15 protein-coding genes are annotated in these 21,172 nt (G+C 62.4%); 12 read left to right on the top strand and 3 right to left on the bottom strand.

What is annotated here, in order from left to right; translation table 11 throughout:
* Positions 1 to 162: 162 nt before the first annotated feature.
* Positions 163 to 1,443, top strand: a complete 1,281-nt coding sequence (locus tag JWP26_RS08140; RefSeq protein WP_299725563.1) for a polysaccharide biosynthesis/export family protein — start codon at positions 163 to 165, stop codon at positions 1,441 to 1,443.
* A 19-nt stretch (positions 1,444 to 1,462) separates the two neighbouring features.
* Here JWP26_RS08140 and JWP26_RS08135 read toward each other — a convergent pair whose 3' ends face one another.
* The 3 genes from JWP26_RS08135 to JWP26_RS08125 form a co-directional block, all read right to left on the bottom strand.
* Entirely contained in the window at positions 1,463 to 2,041 is a 579-nt protein-coding gene (locus JWP26_RS08135) for a sugar transferase (protein ID WP_299725560.1), read from the bottom strand.
* 563 nt (positions 2,042 to 2,604) lie between these two features.
* Positions 2,605 to 3,864 carry a UDP-N-acetyl-D-mannosamine dehydrogenase gene (gene wecC / locus JWP26_RS08130; RefSeq protein WP_299725557.1) on the bottom strand — a complete coding sequence of 420 codons (1,260 nt, stop codon included), beginning with the start codon at positions 3,862 to 3,864 and terminating at the stop codon, positions 2,605 to 2,607.
* A gap of 21 nt (positions 3,865 to 3,885) precedes the next feature.
* On the bottom strand, positions 3,886 to 4,716 hold the full coding sequence (locus JWP26_RS08125; RefSeq protein WP_299725554.1) for a WecB/TagA/CpsF family glycosyltransferase: 831 nt from the start codon (positions 4,714 to 4,716) through the stop codon (positions 3,886 to 3,888).
* Positions 4,717 to 4,949: 233 nt separating this feature from the next.
* Between JWP26_RS08125 and JWP26_RS08120 the strand changes: the two genes are divergently transcribed.
* The 11 genes from JWP26_RS08120 to JWP26_RS08070 all read left to right on the top strand — a co-directional run bounded on the left by JWP26_RS08120 (position 4,950) and on the right by JWP26_RS08070 (position 21,149).
* On the top strand, positions 4,950 to 5,918 hold the full coding sequence (locus JWP26_RS08120; protein ID WP_299725552.1) for a glycosyltransferase family 2 protein: 969 nt from the start codon (positions 4,950 to 4,952) through the stop codon (positions 5,916 to 5,918).
* A gap of 52 nt (positions 5,919 to 5,970) precedes the next feature.
* Complete coding sequence (locus JWP26_RS08115; RefSeq protein WP_299725549.1) at positions 5,971 to 6,903, top strand: glycosyltransferase family 8 protein; 933 nt, start codon at positions 5,971 to 5,973, stop codon at positions 6,901 to 6,903.
* A 4-nt stretch (positions 6,904 to 6,907) separates the two neighbouring features.
* The gene (locus JWP26_RS08110; protein ID WP_299725546.1) at positions 6,908 to 7,858 is read left to right on the top strand and encodes a glycosyltransferase family A protein; all 951 of its coding nucleotides are present in this window, start codon (positions 6,908 to 6,910) and stop codon (positions 7,856 to 7,858) included.
* A 232-nt stretch (positions 7,859 to 8,090) separates the two neighbouring features.
* Positions 8,091 to 9,134 carry a dTDP-glucose 4,6-dehydratase gene (gene rfbB, locus JWP26_RS08105; protein WP_299725544.1) on the top strand — a complete coding sequence of 348 codons (1,044 nt, stop codon included), beginning with the start codon at positions 8,091 to 8,093 and terminating at the stop codon, positions 9,132 to 9,134.
* Complete coding sequence (gene rfbD / locus JWP26_RS08100; protein WP_299725542.1) at positions 9,131 to 10,015, top strand: dTDP-4-dehydrorhamnose reductase; 885 nt, start codon at positions 9,131 to 9,133, stop codon at positions 10,013 to 10,015. Before rfbB ends, rfbD begins: the two co-directional genes overlap by 4 nt.
* Positions 10,012 to 10,896, top strand: a complete 885-nt coding sequence (rfbA, locus tag JWP26_RS08095; protein WP_299725539.1) for a glucose-1-phosphate thymidylyltransferase RfbA — start codon at positions 10,012 to 10,014, stop codon at positions 10,894 to 10,896. The genes rfbD and rfbA overlap by 4 nt, the downstream gene beginning before the upstream one ends.
* The gene (rfbC, locus tag JWP26_RS08090; RefSeq protein WP_299725536.1) at positions 10,893 to 11,468 is read left to right on the top strand and encodes a dTDP-4-dehydrorhamnose 3,5-epimerase; all 576 of its coding nucleotides are present in this window, start codon (positions 10,893 to 10,895) and stop codon (positions 11,466 to 11,468) included. The genes rfbA and rfbC overlap by 4 nt, the downstream gene beginning before the upstream one ends.
* Before the next feature lie 70 nt (positions 11,469 to 11,538).
* On the top strand, positions 11,539 to 17,250 hold the full coding sequence (locus JWP26_RS08085) for a DUF4082 domain-containing protein (protein ID WP_299725534.1): 5,712 nt from the start codon (positions 11,539 to 11,541) through the stop codon (positions 17,248 to 17,250).
* 22 nt (positions 17,251 to 17,272) lie between these two features.
* On the top strand, positions 17,273 to 17,590 hold the full coding sequence (locus JWP26_RS08080; RefSeq protein WP_299725634.1) for a hypothetical protein: 318 nt from the start codon (positions 17,273 to 17,275) through the stop codon (positions 17,588 to 17,590).
* A gap of 17 nt (positions 17,591 to 17,607) precedes the next feature.
* Positions 17,608 to 19,758 (top strand): peptidase domain-containing ABC transporter, encoded by a 2,151-nt coding sequence (locus tag JWP26_RS08075; protein ID WP_299725531.1) that lies wholly within the window; start codon positions 17,608 to 17,610, stop codon positions 19,756 to 19,758.
* Positions 19,755 to 21,149, top strand: coding sequence for an HlyD family type I secretion periplasmic adaptor subunit (locus JWP26_RS08070; RefSeq protein WP_299725528.1), 1,395 nt, complete (start codon positions 19,755 to 19,757; stop codon positions 21,147 to 21,149). The genes JWP26_RS08075 and JWP26_RS08070 overlap by 4 nt, the downstream gene beginning before the upstream one ends.
* Positions 21,150 to 21,172: the final 23 nt, after the last annotated feature.

Here is a 21,172-nt window from a genome sequence, read left to right as displayed (position 1 = left end):
TCAAACCATATTGCGGATTCGAGGATGTGCTCCATCGCCAACACGGGTGAGAGAGGACACGCACTACGCCAGTCGAGCTAAGCCGCTGTAGGCGGTTCTTGAAGGAGCAAGGTCGCGGTACTCTAGGGCGATTATCTTTCCCAAACCCGGCAGTTCAGAGAAATGTTAAGCGTACTCAAGATCAGAAATGTCTCGCGTCATGCCCTTCTCTGCGCGGCGCTGCTCAACACCGTCTGGTTCGCTTCACCCGCGATGGCTGCCACAGTGGGGCTGGCCCCGCTGACGAAACTGAGATTGACCGTGGTGCAATTTGTCGCCGTGAGCGGCGACTATAAGCGCTGGGACGCACTCGGTGGGGACATGGATGTGGGACCGGATGGTATGCTGTCGGTGCCGATCCTGGGCTCCATCGACGTGACCGGCATGAGCGCAGACCAATTGGGCACGGAAATCGGCGATCGACTGCAAGCCAAGCTGGGCCTGCTCGATGCGCCCAATGCATCCGTGCAAATCCTGGCCTATCCGCCGATCTACGTCGTCGGCAATGTTTCGGCGCCCGGACAATTTACGTTCCAGCCAGGAATGACCGTCTTGCAAGTCCTGGCGCTTGCCGGCGGCGAGCCGCGCACAGATGGCGCCTCCAGCCTTTCCGAAACCATCAAGCTGCAGGCAGACCTTGACAGCTTTGGCAGCGATATGCTTCGCCTGTCTGCCAAGCTGGCCCGCCTTAAGGCCGAATATACTCGCGGCACCGAGATCGTCTTCCCTCCCGAGATCAGCAAGACAGATCCGCTTACCGCCGAAATTATCGCGCAGGAACAGCAGATCTTCACGGCGCATACCAATGAGCTGGCCCGCCAGCAAACTGGGTTGACGCAGCTTGCCGAGCTCTACAATGCCGAGATCGACGCGTTGCAACAGAAGGCAGAGGCGGTCCAGGAGCAGATCACCCAGTCTGAAAAGCAAGTCGAAGTCATGAAGGGGTTGGTGGAGGCGGGTTCGGCGACGGTGTCGCGGATGAACGACGCGGAGCGCGCGCTTGCCGACCTGCGCTCGCAGCGTCTGGACAATGTCATCGCCACCATGACGGCGCGCGAACACCTCAACCAGTCGGAGCGTGATCTCGCCAAGCTACAGGACGAGCAGCAGTCCGATCTCGCCAGCCAATTGCAGGACGAACAGGCTTCTCTAGAGAAGCTGGCCAGAAATCAGACCGCCACAATGCGGATGCTGCGGCAGTCAGTCGAGTCCGACCAGAACACGATCCTGGCGCACACGACGACCACCAGCTTGGTCTATTCCATCCTGCGTCAGAAGGACGGCCAGGCCACCATCCTGGATGCGACCGAGGCCAGTGTTTTGCAGCCGGGAGATCTGGTGCGGGTAAAATTGCAGATGGGCCTGCCCGCCGTACCCGTCGCCGATATCAGCCCGCAGCGTTGAGCGGCTTACGGGCTGCGTTTCAGCAGCCCGTCCCCCGGAATACCACGCCCAGGGTCCGCGCCAGCACGGCGAAGTCGACACGGGCAGACACCGTCTGTGCGTAGCGGTTGTCGTAGGCTGCGCGCTCGGCAAAAGTGCAGTTATTGCGTTCGCTGATCTGCCATAGCCCAGTCAGGCCAGGGCGCAGATCGTAATAGGCCGTGCCAGGATAGAGCAGGCGCTGGCTGGGCATCATCGGCCGGGGGCCGACCAGGCTCATGTCACCAATCAGCACATTCCAGAGCTGGGGCAGTTCATCCAGCGAATAGCGCCGCAGGAAGCCGCCCATGGCGGTCAGGCGGGGGTCGTGACGCAGCTTCTGGGTCGAGTCCCATTCCGCCCGGGCGTCGGGATTGGCGTCCAGATAGGCGGCCAGCGCCGCCTCGGCGTTCGGCACCATAGACCGCAATTTCCACAGCCTGAAGACGCGGCCGTCCCGCCCAATGCGCGGCTGCAGGTACAAGGCCGGGCCGCCATCCAGGCGTATCAGAACCACCAGGATCATGATAAGGGGCAGGAAGAAGGGGCCGCCGACCGCCACCAGCGCAAGATCGATCAATCGCTTGCCGACCCGATAGAAGCCGAAGTCGCGGCGAGCGCGAGGCTTTGCGGGCGCCAAGGTTGTACGGGTGCCTGTATGTTCGCTAGTCGGGTGGTCGAGCATTTGGGCCTGCCTCGCTCAAGAGTTGAACTGCGAGGATACCGGCTCCGCCAAGCGCCAAAAGTGAGCCGAGTGAGCTAGAAGGTGGTCACACCCAACCTCCCGGTAGCATGAAGCCTAGCCCCTGGGAGGCGCGGCTAGATTTTTCGAGGGTGAACGCGGGGAAAAAATAGGCTTAACGAAGTACTAACGCGCAGTGCCATAAGCCGCCCAGCGACCATCCGGCGTTAACCATATCCAAAGAGTTGGGACGATTTAGTCTGGGTGATGCTCGTGCCGCCGCGCCAGCCATGTCGTAGGAAAATCTAGGTATTTTCGTCTTGGTGTCACGCCTGACGGCTCGCAAGCCGACGCAATGGTAAAGGCCGTCGACCCCTAGGGCGACGGCCGTGACTGTCTTGATTGATGCAATCGACGAGAGATTATTCGGCTGCCCGCGCTGCACGGGCTTTGCGTTACCCTCAGGCCCAGGCGCCGCGCGTGTCGTAGATCACCTTGCCATTGTGCCGGGTGTGACGCAGCGCCTTGAAGGCATCGTGTTCGACCAGAAGCACGATGATGTCGGCTTGATCCACTGCGTCGCCGGCATTGACCAGCCGCAGATTGGCATTGCTGTTCAGCCTGGGCGGGAGCTCGTCCACATAGGGGTCCGCCACCATGATTTCGACCTCGGGCAACGCATTGGCGATCAGTTCGACCACCTCGATGGCCGGGCTCTCGCGAATGTCGTCCACATTGGCTTTGAAGGTCAGGCCCAAACAGGCGATCGAGGGCGACCGGAAGCGGTTGGCCTTGGCGATCACCTGGTCGGCGACATGATGGGGTTTGTGGTCGTTGACCTCGCGGGCGGTGCGGATGAGCTTGGCGAGATCGGGAGCCGCCGCCACGATGAACCAGGGATCGACCGGAATGCAGTGGCCTCCGACGCCTGGCCCGGGCGACAGCACGTTGACGCGCGGATGCTGGTTGGCGAGGCGGATCACTTCCCAGACGTCGAGCCGGAGGGATTCCGTGATCAGCGACAGCTCGTTGGCAAACGCGATATTGACGTCCCGATAGGCATTTTCCACCAGCTTGGCCATTTCCGCGCTGGCCGCGTCGGTCAGCAGGATCTCGCCCTGCGCGAACACCCGATAGATGCTGGCCGCCTTGATGGCGCAACTGGTGGTGAGCCCGCCGACGACGCGGTTGTTGGTGATCATTTCGATCATGATGCGCCCCGGCAGCACACGCTCCGGGCAATGGGCCACATAGATGTCGGCGCTGGCCCCCACCACATGGGGCATTCGCAGATCGGAGCGCACCGCGCCGATCCAGCGGCTGACCTTTTCGGTCGTACCGGGGGGGCTGGTTGATTCCAGCACCACGATATCGCCGGGTTTCAACTTGGTCGCGATGGCTTCGGCTGCGGCCTGCACATAGGACAGGTCGGCCGTATGGTCGGGATTGAACGGGGTGGGCACCGCAATGATGAAGGCGTCCGCCTCCGGCATGTCGCGGGACATCGAGAGCCGGCCCATGGCCACGGCGCCGCTGACGGCGACAGCCAGATCCGGTTCGATGAACGGCGTCTCACCGCGCGAGATAGCCTCGACGATGCGCGGATTGACATCGACGCCGATGACCTGAATGCCGCGAGTGGCAAGCACGGTTGCCGTAGGCAGTCCGATATAGCCCATTCCAACCACGGCAATCGTGCCGCTAAAAACTTCGTTGAGCATGATGGTTCCTGCGGTGAGAGGTCAAAGTTCGGATCGGGAGGAGGCGTCCAGTTGCAGGGCCGGCGCAGGACGCACCGCCTCGCGCAGGGTCAGGGCCACAAAGGCGCAGTTGGTGACGAGATAGCGCTTCCACAGCCGCCGCGGCTCCTGCAGCAAACGATAGGCCCATTCGAGGCCCAGGTTTTGCCAGGCCAGCGGCGCGCGTTTGGTAAGCCCAGCCAGCACGTCGAACGAGCCGCCGACGCCGTGCAGTACGGGGACGTTGAGCATGTGCTGGAAACTTCGCAGGAAGATTTCCTTGTTTGGCGATGCCATGCCCAAAAACAGCATATCCGCACTGGCTGCCCGGATCTCTGCCGCAATTTCTGCGGCTTCGGTCTCGCCAAAGTAGCCATGGTGGCTGCCGGCCAGTCGCAGGCCCGGCCAGCGATGGGCGACCTGCCGTTCGAGCGCCGCCAGGATGGCCGGCTTGGCGCCGAGAAGATAAATGGAGCGCTGTTGGCGATGCGCCAGATCGAGCAGTTCCACGAACAGATCAATGCCGGCCACCCGTTCGGGGAGCGGGCGACCGAGCAGGCGGCTCGCCCAAACCACCGATTGCCCGTCCGCGAGCAGCATATTGCAATCCAATAGGGCATCCCTCAGGGACGGATCGCGCCGGAGGTTCACGATCTTGGCGGCGTTGACCACGCCAATCAGCACAGGCCTGCGGGACTGGATGGCCTGCCGGCACCTGTCGACTGCCTCGTCCATCCGAATTCCGTCCAGGCTAAGGCCGAACAGCAGCTTGCGCTGGGGGTCCCGACGCCCCGTGAGCGTTCGCTTGTTTAGTCTGCCGAGCTCGAATGCCATCCAAGCCTCCCCGTTTGCGTGGAGGCAGGTTAGGGGGGCGGGCAATGCCCCAACAATCAATCGGAATGGGTCGGGGCGTGACTACTAGTAATGGCGGCGGCGCCAAACCAAATGTCAGCATGCCTATATTTATCTACGGGCTAAGCAAATCTACGCCTGCTTAGCCTTAAATCCCTAGTTCACCAGCACGACGGCTCAAGGCAAATTTCTCGGGAATATTTCGGGGGCGCCGTGTGACAATCCTCAACAAACTCAATAGCGCGACGCGCAGCGAACACGCCAGACCGCTGGCGGTTGTCGTGGTTACCTATAACAGCGCCGACACGCTCGACGGGCTGCTCGACACCTTGGCCGAAGGGCTGCGTGGCATTGACCACACCGAAGTGGTGATCGCCGACAATGCCTCCGTCGACGCCAGCGTCGCTAAAGCCCAAGCCCATCCCATTGGCGCACGCGTCGTCCATACGGGTTGGAACGGCGGCTATTCCGTCGGCATTAACGCAGCGCTCGCCACGATCGGCGAAGACGCTGACGTCTTGATCCTCAACCCGGATATCAGACTGTCATCAGGCGCAGCCGCGCGGCTGGTCGCAGTGCTGCGGCAACATAATGTCGGCATCGCCGTGCCCCGGATACTGCATGAAGATGGCGGGCTGTTTCATTCGCTGCGACGGGAGCCGTCCTTGCAAACCGCGTGGGCCGATGCGCTGCTAGGCACCAAGCTTGGTTCGGGCATCGACCGGGGCGAATGTGTCTGCAATAGCGCCCAATACGCTGTGCCGGCCGTCGTCGACTGGGCTAGCGGCGCGGCTTTGGCGGTATCGGCGGAGGCGCGGGCCAGGGTCGGGGAATGGGACGAGACATTCTTCCTCTATAGCGAGGAAGTCGACTATCAGCGGCGCATCAGGATGGCGGGCTATCGCATTGCCTATGTGCCTCAAGCCGAGGTCGTTCATATCGGGGGCGACTACAGTCGCAATGAACGTCTCTACGCCATACTCACGGCCAACCGCATCCGCGACTATGCGCGCCATCACGGCACGATCTCAACGGCATTGTTCCGCGCGGCGGTGTTCTCCGGCGAGGTCCTGCGCAGCCTGCGCGGCTCGACCGTGCATCGAGCCGGCGCCGCAGCCGCAGTCAAACGGCTGCCGGAGCGCTACGTGACGCGGCCGCTCCTTTCCCGGGCCAGCAAGGTATGAACCCGATCGAGCTTGAGCGACCTGCTCTTCGCGCCACCGCCAGGTGCGCAAGATGAGCCTCGGCCCCATCTTTTTCTGTTGTGACGAAGGCTACGCGGCGCCGTTCGCGACGGCGTTGCGGTCGCTCGCCGAGGCCAATATGTCCAATTGGCCGCTGGATATCAGGGTGCTGGTTGACGCTTCCGGGGATTGGACACGCAAGGTCCAGGCTTCACTCCCCGAGGGAGCGGCGATCATTCGCTGGCACCGGATCGAGCTTGAGGCCTTCCGCAAGTTTCCAACCAACCGGCATATTTCGGCCTCGACGTTCGGGCGCCTGTTCATCGAGCAGTTCGTAACGGCGGAGGACAAACGCGCCCTCTATCTGGATGCCGATATTCTGGTGCTGGGCAGCCTTGAGGACCTTTGGCGCGCCGATCTGGGCGACAACACCTTAGGCGCAGTGCGGGACAATTTCGACAATGACCTCAAGTTCGGCAAGACGCCGTTGCCTGAGACCAAGGCCGCGCCGCGGGTGACCGATTATTTCAATGCCGGGGTGTTGCTCATCGACCTGCCGCGCTGGCGGGAGCGGCGCGTTGTCGAGAAGGCATTTGCCTATTTGCAGAACAATCCCAACACGCCCTTCGCCGATCAGGACGCCCTCAACGTCGCCTGCGACGGGGAGTGGAACGAGCTTGGCAAGCATTGGAACTCCGTGGACTTCGTCGAAAAGATCAACCTTGCCAGAACGCCCGACGACCTTCGCCCCGGCATCGTGCATTTTGCGGCTCGGGTGAAGCCGTGGAACTTCGCCTACTGGAACCAGAATGCAGGTTTTTACGACAAGGTGCGCGATCGCACGCTGTTCCGGCGAACCTTCGCGATGAGGCAAATCGACCGGCTGTTGCGACTCTGGGGCCCCTCCCGCCGAACCCTGGGTCAATTCAGCCGCACGTCGCGCCTGGCTGCAAAAACGCTCTTTTCGCGCACTCAGAAGGCCTAGCACCATGCCAACCGTCGATGTCGTCGTCCCATGCTACAATTACGGCCGGTTCTTGGAACAGTGCGTACACAGCGTGCTGGAGCAGTCTGGCGTCGACGTGCACGTCCTGATTATCGATGACGCATCTACAGACGATTCCGCCTCGATCGCTGAAGGCCTGGCGAGCGCCGACGAGCGGGTGAGCTTCAAGCGGCATCTTGTCAATGCGAGGCACATAGCCACCTTCAACGAAGGCATCGAGACTATTGCGGCGGACTATTTCCTGCTGCTGTCCGCCGACGATTACCTGCTCCCCGGCGCACTCGGCCGGGCAGCAGGGCTCATGGAGCGGGACAGGACCGTCGCGTTCTGTTTTGGCCACGCCACAGGCGCCGAAACCGTGACCTCGGATTTCTCGCGGAGCGGGCGGCAGTCGCGGCCCGAGCTGATCATGGGCGGGGAGCAATTTGCGCGTCTATCCGGACCGAAAAACCTGGTGCCCACCCCCACAGCCGTGGTCCGGACCAGCATGCAGAAGCGCGTTGGCGGTTATCTGAAAAGCTTGCCGCATTCCGGTGACATGGAAATGTGGCTGCGCCTCGCCGCCGAAGGGTCCGTGGGCTTCATAAATGCGGATCAGGCCGTCTATCGTAAGCATGACAACAATATGTCGATTGCCTACGACGGACCGGCCGATCTTCAGGCTCGCGAATTGGCGCTTCGGGAATTCTTCACACACGGGGCATTGAAGCTCGATCCATCGCGCCAACTGGAACGCGATTTGCTCGAGGATCTCGCCAAAGAGGCCCTCCGTTACGCCGGCATGGCCCTCAACCGAGGCAACCTGGGGGCCGCGGCCGACTTCGAGACCTATGGCCTCTCGCTGTCGCCGAAAGCGCGTCTGTCTGCCAACTGGCTAAAGCTTGCCGTCAAGCGCACCCTGCGTCTGCTGAACCCGTCAAGGCGGACCGCCTGACCTCGGTCTTGAAGCCGCGCGTCACCAACTGGTTGGTGCGAGCTGCCGGCAAGCTTGCTAGAAAGAGCTAGCCACCCCGCGACAGGGCGTTCCCGGCTCCCCATCGAGGCGCCAATAGGGTTGGATAGCCCATAAGGCCTAAGCAACTCCGGCAATTGCGCCGTTCCAAATTCCCGATCTACTTCAGGCACTAAGGGGCTCTCGGCCGCGACGATGTGCGAAGGGGACGGCAATGACGATACTCGTGACAGGTGGTGCCGGCTTTATTGGGTCCAACTTCATCCACGAATGGCTGGCCCATGGCGATGAGCCGGTGATCAATCTCGACAAGCTCACCTATGCGGGCAATCTCGACAACCTGCGCGATATCGAGGATTCGCCGCGCTATATTTTTGCCCTTGGGGACATCGCGGACTATTCCCAGGTCGGCGCCTGGCTGGCCAATTTCGACATCCGCGCCATCGTCCATTTTGCCGCCGAAAGCCATGTCGACCGCTCAATCGACGGGCCGTTAAGCTTCGTCGAGACCAATGTGGTCGGCACCACCCACCTCTTGCAGGCGGCACTGGAGCACTGGCGCAAGCATCACAATTTCCGGTTCCTGCATGTCTCGACCGACGAGGTATTTGGCTCGCTGGAGCCCGACGATCCCGCATTTGTGGAAAGCAGCCCCTACCGGCCCAATAGTCCCTATGCGGCCAGCAAGGCGGCCTCGGATCACTTGGTTCGGGCCTATGGGGAGACCTATGGCCTGCCGGTGCTGACCACACATTGCTCGAACAATTACGGGCCCTACCACTTTCCCGAAAAGCTCATTCCGCTGCTGATTCACAACGCCACGACAGGCAAGGACCTGCCGCTTTACGGCGACGGCCAACAGGTGCGCGACTGGCTTTACGTGACCGATCATTGCCGTGCATTGCGCATGGTGCTGGCCAATGGCCGGCCGGGCCAGACCTACAATATCGGCGGCAATGCGGAGCGGCAGAATATCGCCGTCGCGCGTACCGTCTGCGCCATGCTGGATGATTATCTGCCCCTGCTCGACGGCCGCTCCTATAGCGACCAGATCGTGCTCGTCCGCGACCGGCCCGGCCACGACCGGCGCTACGCCATCAACAGCACCAAGCTGCGCTCCGAACTGGGCTGGAAGCCGCTCGAGACCTTCGAGAGCGGCATCGCCAAAACGGTGCAATGGTACATCGAGCATCGCGAGTGGACCGCCGCGGTGACCGGGGGCAGTTACCGCGACTGGGTCGCGAGGCAGTACACATGAAAATCTTGATCCTGGGAGGCTCGGGTCAGGTGGGTTGGGAATTGCAGCGGTCGCTGGCGCCATTAGGCGACGTTGTCGTGGTAGCGCGTCCGGCGCTCGACCTCTGCGATCCTGGCAGCGTCGGGCGGGTACTGGGAGATAGCCAGCCCGACGCTGTCGTCAATGCCGCCGCCTATACGGCGGTGGATGACGCCGAAACGCATCCCCAGCAGGCCGACGCGATCAACCACAAGGCGGTGGATATCCTGGCGCGGTTGGCGGCGGATCGGGGGTTCTGGCTGGTGCATTATTCGAGCGACTACGTGTTCGACGGCAGCGGCAGCAACCCGTTCGAAGAAACCAATCCGACCGGGCCACTCAACGCCTATGGGCGCAGCAAGCTGGCGGGAGACGAGGCCATTGCGGCATCGGGCTGCAAGCACCTGATTTTGCGGACCTCATGGGTGCATGCACCCCGGGGCCGCAACTTCGTCCGCAGCATTCTCAAACTGGCGCGCGAACGCGATCACCTGCGAGTTGTTTCGGACCAGTACGGCGCCCCCACCAGCGCCGAACTGATTGCCGATGTCACCGCACGGGCACTGGAGCAAACAATGCACAACGAGGCCCAATCGGGCACCTATCACATTGCGGCAGGCGGGGAGACCAACTGGCACCAGATTGCCCGCCATGTGGTGACCGAAGCTGGTCGGCTGGGAGCCGAGCTGAAGCTGACGCCCGAGGCCATCGAGCCGATCGCATCGGCAGATTATCCCACCCCGGCGATCCGACCCCTCAATTCACGGCTGGAAACCCGCAAACTACGCGACGCGTTCGGCCTCAGCCTGCCGGACTGGCAACATGGGGTAGGGCGCACCGTCGCCGAGCTGGTGGCAGCATGAGCCGCCGGGGGATCATTCTGGCTGGCGGCAACGGCACGCGGCTGCATCCGGCCACCTTTGCCATGTCCAAGCAACTGTTGCCGGTCTACGACAAGCCGATGATCTACTACTCGATGACCAGCCTGATGCTGGCCGGTATTCGCGAAATGCTGGTGATTTCCACTCCCGAAGACCTGCCGCGGTTCCGTCGGCTCCTTGGCACTGGCGAGCAGTGGGGCGTGTCGTTTTCCTATGCCGAGCAGGCGACACCCGCCGGCCTCGCCCAAGCATTCCTGATTGGCGAAGACTTTCTCGAAGACCGCGCCAGCGCGCTCGTGCTGGGCGACAATTTGTTCTTTGGTCATGACTTCCAGGCGCTGCTGCGCAATGCCGATCGGGGCAATCATGGGGCGACGGTGTTCGTTTATCACGTTGACGATCCGGGGCGGTATGGGGTTGCCGAGTTCGACCGAAATGGCGTGGTGATCGGCATCGAGGAGAAGCCGGCCCAACCCAAGTCCAACTACGCCGTCACCGGGCTCTATTTCTACGACACCGATGTTGTGGAAATGGCCAAATGCCTCAAGCCATCGGCGCGCGGCGAGCTCGAAATCACCGATCTCAACCGTCTCTACCTCGATCGCGGGCAGTTGCATGTGCAGGTCATGGGGCGGGGCTATGCGTGGCTCGATACCGGCACGCACGATTCCCTGCTCGAGGCGGGGCAGTTCATCGCCACCGTCGAGCATCGGCAGGGGCAAAAGATCGCCTGTCCGGAGGAAATTGCCTGGCGGCAGGGCTGGATCGACACGAGCGAGCTGCTGGCGCTGGCGGCCCCGCTCGAACACAGCGGCTATGGGCGTTACCTGCGCAACCTGACCACAGAGGTACAACTGTCATGAAAGTCACAAGCATGCCCCTGGACGGGCTGATGGTGCTCGAGCCGCGTCTGTTCGCCGATGAGCGCGGCGCCTTCTTCGAAAGCTATAACGCCGACGGCTTTGCCGATCTTACCGGCCAACGCCACACCTTCGTGCAGGACAATCACTCGATCTCGACTGCCGGTGTGCTGCGGGGTCTGCATTACCAACTGGCGCCGCGCGAACAGGGCAAGCTGGTGCGCGCCGTGCGCGGCGCAATCTTTGACGTGGCGGTCGATATTCGCGCGGATTCGCCGACTTTCGGGCGCTGGTGCGGTATGCTGCTGTCGGCCGAAAACCACAAGCAATTCTGGATTCCGGGCGGATTCGCGCATGGCTTCCTGGCGTTGACCAATTGCGAAGTGCTGTACAAGACGGACTCATATTATGAGCCGGCCCTTGAGCGCTCTATCCACTGGGACGACCCTGCCATCGGCATTTCCTGGCCGCTCAGCGAGAAGCCCTTGCTGTCCGCAAAGGATGAAGCGGCCGGACCCTTGCCGCTCGCCATGATGGTTCAGGCGTCCGGAGCCCTTAACGGACTAGCTCGTTAGCTATCGTTCGATTGATTTTATACCCCCTCCGCCTGTGCAATCGTGATGGCGATGAAGGTAGGGGGCGCACGTGAAAACCTACGGAAATTCGGTGCGCGGCAAGGCGGCGCAATTCCATGATCTCGCCAGCAGCGCCGCTGTTTCGGTGCAGCGTCTGGCTGCAAAGCCGAAACTGACGGCCAGTTTTCGCCGCGAGAACAGCTCCGCTCAGTGGGCCGCGACCTTGGCCTCGACCCCGATCACCGCGATACCAAACATCGACCGGGCGCGGCAGATCATGGCCGGGGGCCAAGAGAGCTATAGCGCCAGGTTGAATGCCAATGGTGGTGGAACCGCCAATGTCCTGAGCTTTGCCCCCGCCGCGTCGTCGCTGCCAGGCCCGCTGCAGTTTTCTTCCGTTGCTGCAGTCCCGGTTGCCGTCAGCGCCGAAGGACCGGCCACGACCACCTCGGCGCCGGCTGCATCCTTCAGCGTCCCCGCTTCGTTGCCTGCCGCCGCGCTCAAGGCCGTATCCTCGTCAACGGAGCCGGCCTCCGTGGCGACCGTGGCGTTCGCCGAGGCAGCGGTATCAGCATCAGCAGCGGACGCTTCGGCCGCCAAAGCCATGTCGGATTGGCGTGGCAATTGGGTCTCGGCTGCGGCCACAACCCCATGCGGGTCGTGCACTGGCCGAGCTTGCACAGTGTGCTCGGTGCGCACAGGCGGGCCGACAATGGTCAATGGCAAACCGACCGGCTATTCGCAGCGCACGCTGATGTTCTACCAGCCCGAAGAGACAATCGCCCCGACCAGCAGCAAGATCGCGCCAGCCCTGACGACGTCCGCAGCGATTAACGATCTCGCCGGTCGGACGGCCTCCCTGGCCGTGACCGCCACCAACGCCATCGTGCTGGAAAACCAGAAGCAGGGGACGCCCGAAAGCGAGTGGATGATCGGGGCGGGCGACGCCACAATCGAGGGCTACGCGGCCCAGTTCTCGCTCAACCACGGCAATACCGTCGACTTCAAGATCAATACCGATTCCAAAGACTATACGATCGAGATCTATCGGCTGGGCTATTATGGCGGCGATGGCGCCCGCAAGGTCGCCACGATCGAAAAAGACCTGGGCGTCGCGCAGTTTCAACCGACACCGCTGTTCGACCCCACGACCAAACTCGTGGATGCTGGCAACTGGTCCGTATCCGCCTCCTGGGACGTCCCCCAGGATGCTATGTCCGGCGTCTATTTTGCGCGCCTGGAGCGGCACGACGGTTCGGGCGGCGCCAATATCATTCCGTTCATCGTGCGCGATGACAACGCACCCAGCGACATCACCTTCCAGACTTCGGACACCACCTGGCAAGCCTATAACTGGTGGGGTGGATACAATTTCTACGGCGGCGTCGATGCGGGCGGACATGCCGGTCGCGCCAGCGCCGTCAGCTATAATCGCCCGATCACCACGCGCGATGGCGGGTTCGCGGCTGGCCCGCAGGATTTCATCTTTGGGGCCGAGTATTCGGCGATCCGCTTCCTTGAGCAGAACGGCTACGACGTCAACTACATCTCGGGCATCGACAGCGCTCGCGACGCGTCTCAACTGCTCAACAGCAAGGTATTCCTGTCGGTCGGGCACGACGAGTATTGGTCGGCCGACCAGCGTGACAATGTCGAGGCGGCCCGCGATGCCGGTGTCAATCTATCGTTCTGGAGCGGCAACGAGGTCTATTGGGAAACCCGTTGGGAGGCCAGCATCGATGGCTCCGGCACCCCCTACAAGACGCTGGTCTCCTACAAGGAACGCTGGGACAACGCCAACAGCGACACTGCAGGAACGACATCGACCTGGCGCGATCCGGTATTCGGGTCTGGCGCGCCTGAAAACTCGCTGACCGGAACGATTTTCACCGTTGACGGCTATCGCCTGGATTCGATCGACATTCCTTACGACATGTCGAACCTTCGCTTCTGGACGAATACGGCCGTCGCTGACCTCAATCCCGGCGAAGTCTATACGCTGACGCAGAACCTTCTGGGCTACGAATGGGACTCCGACCTCGACAACGGGTTCAGGCCCGCCGGGCTTGTTCCTCTGTCCTCAACTACGGTCGACGTGAACTCCCTGTTGCTCGACTATGGCAACGCGGTTGGCGCGGGCACAGCCTCGCATGCCTTGACGCTCTACCGTGCACCGAGCGGTGCCCTCGTTTTCGGCGCCGGCACCGTCTATTGGTCGTGGGGCCTGGACAGCCACCACGACAACGAGGTGACGCCGACCGACAAGAACGTGCAGCAGGCGATGATCAACCTGTTCGCCGAAATGGGCGTTCAGCCGGCAACGCTGATGCAGAGCCTGGCGGCAGCCGCTCAGAGTACCGATCACGCCGCCCCCACCACGGTCATTACGTCGCCGACCGCGACCGGGAGCCTGTCTGCGGCCCAGACCTATACCATCACCGGCACTGCCGCCGATGCTGGCGGCGGACTGGTCGCCGTCGTTGAAGTATCTACCGATGGCGGCACGACCTGGCACCGCGCCACTGGCTATAATAGCTGGAGCTATAGCTGGACCCCTATCATCGGGGGCACCTATACCATTCGCTCGCGGGCGGTGGATGACAGCATTAACCTCGAAGCGCCGAGCGCGGGTGTCACCGTCACCGTGGCCCAGGGTGGATCGGGCAGTTTGTTTGTGCCGGGCGCCACTCCCGCTGTTCCTTTCGACGCCGATACCAGTCCCGTCAATCTGGGGGTGAGCTTCACATCCTCCCAATCGGGCAGCATCGTCGGACTGCGCTACTATAAGGGAACCGGCAACACCGGCGAACATATCGGCTCGCTCTGGACGTCGACGGGTACGCTGTTGGCCAAAGCCACTTTCACCAATGAGACGGTTAGCGGCTGGCAGACCGTGGTGTTCGACAACCCGGTCTCGATCAACGCCGGCACGACTTACGTGGCGAGCTATTTTGGCATGCAGGGCTACGCGGTAACGCCCAACTATTTCTCGACGCCCCAAACCAACGGCGCACTCACTGCCACCAATGGCTTTTTTACCTACTCCGCACAAAACGCCTTTCCCACAACAGCCTCCTCGGGAAACAATTACTGGGTCGATGTGGTGTTCAGCGACGCAGCCACGCCCAACCAGGCACCGACCGGCAATAACGACAACGGCTATGTCATTGCCCGAAACACGCCAAAAGTGTTCACGTTTGCGCAATTGCTCGCCAACGACACCGACCCCAACAACGACACGCTCACCGTCATCGGTGCGGGCGCGCCCTCGGGTGGCATGGTGGTTTTCGATGCGCAGCAGCAGACCATAACGTTTACCCCCAATGCCGGATATCTCGGTTCAGCCACCTTCGGCTATTCGATTTCCGATGGTCGCGGTGGCACGGGCTCTGCCTTCGTCAACATGGACATTGTCCCCACCGTCAGCACCAGCTCGCTGTTTACCACGACCGATACCCCGGCCGAGCTGGCGAGCACTGATACCAATCGGGTCAATCTTGGCGTCCGCTTCGTCGCATCGGCGGCCGGTGCCATCACCGGCTTAAAGTATTACAAGAGCGCCAGCGATACCGGCACTCACGTCGGCTCGCTATGGAGCAGTACCGGTGTTCTGCTGGCCAGCGCCACCTTCGTCAACGAGACCAGCAGCGGCTGGCAAACCGTCAACTTCAGCAGCCCTGTCCAGATCGCCGCCGGAACCACTTATGTCGCCAGCTATCTCAGCAACGGCCACTACGGTTCCACAACCAATTACTTTGTCACCGACAAGGTCAGCGGTTTCCTGACGGCGCCTGGCGCAAGCAACGGGGTTTATAGCTACGGCGCGACGAGCATCATGCCGACCAGCACCTTCAACAAGACCAACTACTGGGTCGACGTGGTGATGACCTCGACCGCCGCCGCCAATCAATCGCCTGTGGCGGCAAACGACAGTGGCTATACCACCCCCAATAATACGGCGCTGACACTGGCCGCCGCTACGCTGCTGGCGAACGACACCGACCCTGATGGCAATTCGCTATCGATTACCGGCGTCGGCACCCCCGTTAACGGTACAGTCGCCTTCAACGCCCAGACCAATTCGGTCTTGTTCACGCCAACCGCAGGCTACTCGGGCGCGGCCTCTTTTGTCTACACGATCAGCGACGGCGTTGGGGGCACCGCCAGCGCCAGTGTTGCATTGACCGTCGCGCCGGCGGCAAACCGGCCGCCCGTCGCCACCAATGACACCGGCTACACGACGCAGCAGGGAGCGGCGCTGCAGATTGCCGCATCAGCCTTGCTGGCCAATGACAACGATCCCGATGGCGATGCGCTGACCATAACTGGTGTCAGCGGCGGCACGAACGGCACAGTGGCCTTCAACGCCCAAACCAACATCGTCACCTTCACGCCCAATGCCGGCTATACGGGGGCCGCCAGTTTCAACTATGCCGTAGCCGACGGGCGCGGCGGCACCGCCTCGGCCGGCGTGTCGCTGACTGTCTCCTCCGTCCCCGCCGGCACTACGCTATTTGCTGCCAACGCAACGCCGGCAACCGCCAGCGTCAACGATACCGGCTCGGTCGAGCTGGGTATGAAGTTCACCGTTGCGTCGAACGGCACGGTAACTGGCATGCGCTTTTACAAGGGCGCGCAGAACACCGGCACACATACCGGCACGTTGTGGACCAGCACAGGCACGCAACTTGGTACGCTGACATTCACCAACGAAACCGCTAGCGGCTGGCAATCTGCCAGCTTCAGCAATCCGATCGCAGTGGCGGCCGGGACGACCTATCTGGTGTCCTACCATGCGCCGGGCGGATACTACTCGGCGACCGGTGGGTATTTCGGCACTGCCGCAACCACCAATGGCCCGCTCACTGCGCCGCAAAGCACGGGTGGCAATGGCAATGGCGTCTTCGCCTACGGGTCGGGCACTATCTTCCCCTCGGGCAGCTACAACGCCACCAATTACTGGGTCGACGTCTACTACCAGGGCTCGACCAATGTGGCCCCTGTCGCCAACAATGACAGCGGCCTCGCTGTCCAGCGCGATGCGTCTGTGCAGATCGCCGCAGCCACGCTGCTGGCAAACGATACCGATGCAAATGGCGACGCCCTCTCGATTACCGGGGTCAGCGCGGCGACAAACGGCACTGTGTCGTTCAACGCTCAGACCAATATGGTGACGTTCACCCCCACGGCCAGCTATGTGGGCGCCGCCAGCTTCAGCTATGCGATCTCCGACGGGCGCGGCGGCACCGCGTCGGCCAACGCAGCGCTGACCGTTTCGGCCCCAGCGACCGCTACGTCGCTGTTTGCGCCGACCGACACGCCGACCACGGTCTCCGTGAACGACCCCAACGGGGTCGAACTGGGCATGAAGTTCACCAGCTCCCAGGCCGGCACGATTTCGGGCATTCGGTTCTACAAGGGCGCCCAGAATACCGGCACCCATACCGGCACGCTGTGGAGCGCAGCGGGGGCCAATCTGGGCACCCTGACCTTCCAGAACGAAACCGCAAGCGGATGGCAAACCGCCAACTTCGCCGCGCCGATCGCGATCACGGCCGGGGCGAGCTACGTGGTGTCCTACCATAGCAACGGCAACTATTCGGCCACCGCCAATGGGTTTGGCTCGGCGGTGACATCGGGTCCCCTCACTGCGCCATCAAGCGCTTCGAGCGGCGGCAACGGCCTCTATGCCTACGGCAGTGCCAGCGCCTTCCCCAGCGGCAGCTTCAACGCCACCAACTACTATGTCGACGTCGTGTTCAACGGTTCGCTTGCCTCTTAGGGCGGCGCAATAAGGAGTTAGAATCATGCAGGAACTTTATGCCGACGCCATCGGGGAAATCACCGTCACGGGCACCATCGTCCGCATTGATCTGGTCAGCCTGTCGACCACAATGCGCGACGATCTCGGGCAATTGGTGCCCGAACATCGCCAGCGTATCGTCATGTCGCTCGAAGGCTTCGCCAACAGCTTCGACGTGCTGCAAAACGCCATGAACGGGCTGATCGAGGCCGGCGCGATCCGTCGGAACAACGTGCCCGACGATGTGGCGATCCCCGTCAATGCGCCCCGGCCGAATGGCAACGGCGTGCGCCACAACGCGTCCCCCAATTTCGACTGAACCGGTAGCCAATCGCCATGCAGGCCCCTATCCAGACCGGCCCGGAATGTCTCGCGGCCACGTTGCGTCATCATGGCCTCGACACCAGCGCGGATAGGCTCATCGCCGAATACGCCATTCGCGATGAGGGCATCGGCTTCGACCTGATGCTGCGCATGGCGCGCGATGCCGGCTTGAAGGCGCGCCGAACCAAGATCAAGCGCGGCGGTCTGCTGCGTCTTGGTGCGGCCTATCCTGCGCTGGCGCGCCTTGAAAACGGCAACTGGGTCAGCGTGCTCGGATTTGAACGGGACGAGCAGGGCACCGACATCGTGCGGCTCTACGACCCCCTGGCCGAGACACCCGGCGGAATGATCGCGGTGCCGCTCGACCAGTTCGTCAAGCGCTGGAAGGGCGAAGTCCTGCTGGCCAAGCGCAGCTACGCCATAGCCGATCCGGAGCAGCCGTTCGGCTTTCGCTGGTTCATCCCCGAGATATTGCACCAGAAGCGCCTCTTTGCTGATGTCGCCATTGCGGCCCTGTTTCTCTACGCGCTGGGGCTGGCGACGCCGATTTTCTTCCAACTGGTGATCGACAAGGTGCTGGTGCACCAAAGCTATTCCACCCTCTATGTGCTCGCCATCGGCGTCGGCGTGGCGCTGCTGTTCGAGGCAGTGTTCGTGTTCTTGCGGCGCTACCTGCTGATCTACGCCACCAACCGCATCGACATCAGGGTGTCGACGCGCACGTTCCGGCATCTGCTGGACCTGCCGATTACCTTTTTCGAGCAGGCGTCGGCCGGCGTGCTGGTCAAGCACATGCAGCAGTCGAGCCGTATCCGCGAGTTCCTCACCGGGCGGCTGTTCCTGACGCTGCTGGACGCGCTGTCACTCTTCGTCTTCGTGCCGGTGCTGATGCTCTATAGCTGGGAGCTGTCGCTGATCGTGCTGGGCTTCAGCGTGCTGATTGGCCTCGTGGTGGCGCTGCTGATCGCGCCTTTCCGTAAGCGGCTGGCAGCGCTCTATGCCGCCGAAGGGGCCCGGCAGGGGCTGTTGGTGGAAACCGTGCACGGGATCCGCACCTTGAAGTCGCTCGCCATGGAGCCGCTGCAGCGCCGGGTGTGGGACGACCGGTCGGCGCAAACCATCAATACGCGCTTCAAGGTCGAGACGATCTCGATCACCGCCCAGGCAGTCACCGGGCTGCTGGAAAAGCTCATGGGTGTCGCCATCATCGGCATCGGCGCGCTGCACGTGTTTGACGGCAGCATGACGGTCGGTGTCCTGATCGCCTTCAACATGCTGGCCGGCCGGGTGTCGGGCCCGTTGGTGGCGATTGTCACCATGGTGCACGAATACCAGGAAGTGGCGCTGTCGGTGCGCATGCTGGGCGAGGTGATGAACCAGAAGGTCGAGCGCGCGGGACGCACCGAAGGCCTTCGCCCCGAGCTCGTCGGCGGCATCGAGTTTGAAAACATCGCCTTCCGCTACCGGCACGACGATGCGTTTGCGCTGAACGATCTGTCATTCGAAATCCCCGGCGGCAGCGTCGTTGGCGTGGTTGGCCGCAGCGGTTCGGGCAAGAGCACGGTGACGAGGCTGATCCAGGGTCTCTATCCCGTGCAGCAGGGGCTCATCCGCATCGGCGGCTATGATGTGCGTGAGCTCGACCTCAACCATTTGCGGCGCAGCGTGGGTGTGGTGCTGCAGGACAGCTTCCTGTTTCGCGGCACCGTGCGCGAGAACATCGCCGCGGCCAAGCCCGATGCGACTTTCGAGCAGGTTGTGGAGGCGGCGAAGTTGGCCGGCGCCGTGGAGTTTATCGAACAGCTGCCGCGCGGCTATGACACCCTGGTCGAGGAGGGCGCCGAGAATTTCTCCGGCGGTCAGCGCCAGCGCCTCTCGATTGCGCGGGCCCTGATCACCGATCCGAAGTTTCTCATCCTCGACGAGGCCACCAGCGCGCTTGATCCCGAGAGCGAAGCCATCGTCAAGCGCTCCATCAAGGGGATCGCGGCGGGACGCACGGTGGTCATCGTCTCCCATCGCCTGTCCATGCTGACCGATGCCGATGCGATCATCGTCATGGATCGTGGCCGTCTGGTCGACGTCGGCCCTCATAGCCAGCTCGTGACGAGTTGCACGACCTACCGGCACTTGTGGAACCAGCAGATGAAGCTTGTCGGATGAACGCCACAGCCAAAACCCTCAAGGTGGTCGAGCCCACCAAAAAGCCCCAGCTCAAGCCCGTGCCGACGGCCAAGCAGCCCGTCATCATGGAATTCCAGACCGATGCCATTGCCCTCGAGGAGCGCAAGCCGCCCATCACGGCGCGGATGACGCTGTACCTGGTGGCCGCGGCGATCGGCTGCGCCATCTATTGGGCCAGTGTTTCCAAGATCGACGAAATCGTTGTCGCGCCGGGCCGGCTTGCAACCAGCGAGCCAACCCTCGTCATGCAACCGCTTGAAACCTCGATCATCCGCTCCATCCTGGTCAAGGCCGGCGACATCGTCACCAAGGGGCAATTGCTGGCGACGCTCGATCCCACATTCAGCTCCTCGGATGCGGGGCAGTTGCAATCCAAGCTCGCCGGTTTTGCCGCGCAGATCGATCGCCTCCAGGCCGAACTTGCCGGAACGATCTATGCCCCCCCGGCGGACGCGTCGCCCGAAGCCTTGATGCAGGCGCAGCTGGCGGCGCAGCGCCTTGCCGCCTACCAGGCCAAGCTCGACGATTTCGACGCCCAGATCGCCCACGGAGAGTCGGTGTTGCACGCGACCAGCTCCGAAGAGGCAATGCTGGGCAAGCGCCTCACGGGCCTGCAGGAAATTCAGACTATGCACGCGTCCCTCGCCGATACCGGCAACGGATCGCGCCTGACCTATCTGCAGGCGCAGGACGTCAGCCTCGATATCCAGGTGTCGCTGACGCGATTGAGCGGGCAATATGACGCCGCCGAGCAGCAACTCGACCAGACGCGGGCGGAACGGCAGAATTATATCGCGGACTATCGCCGCGTGCTGTTCGAGGCGCTGGTGGACCTGCAGGACAAGCAGGCCGGCGCGGGCGAGGAACTGCGCAAGGTCAGCCTGCGCGAAGCGATGTCCCATATCACCGCCCCTGCCGATGCGGCGGTGTTGGAAGTGGCGCAGCGCTCGGTGGCTTCGGTCGTGCAGCCCGCCGAACCGCTGATTACCCTGGTGCCGCTGAATGTGCCGCTCGAAGCCGAGGTCACCGTCGCCAGCAACGATATCGGCCATCTGAGCACCGGCGATCTTGCCCGCATCAAATTCGATGCTTTCCCGTTCCAGGAACACGGCACCATCGAGGGCAAGGTCATCTCGATCAGCGAGAATTCCTTCGCCAAGCAGGCCGGTGACAACCCGCAAGGCGGCGCTGCGTTCTACAAGGTGCATATTGCCTTGGGGCAGGACGCGTTGCGGCAGGTGCCAGCCTCGTTCCGGATGTTGCCGGGGATGACTGTCTCAGCCGAAATCCATGCCGGCGATCGCACCGTGATATCCTATTTCCTCTATCCGCTGATCCGTGGGCTCGACGAAAGCCTGCGTGAACCCTAGGTCAAAAGGTTTGGGGCCCGGCG

Origin of the sequence: Devosia sp. (assembly GCF_028290435.1) — a bacterium.
Taxonomy (GTDB): domain Bacteria; phylum Pseudomonadota; class Alphaproteobacteria; order Rhizobiales; family Devosiaceae; genus Devosia.
This window is presented reverse-complemented; position numbering and strand designations above follow the sequence as displayed.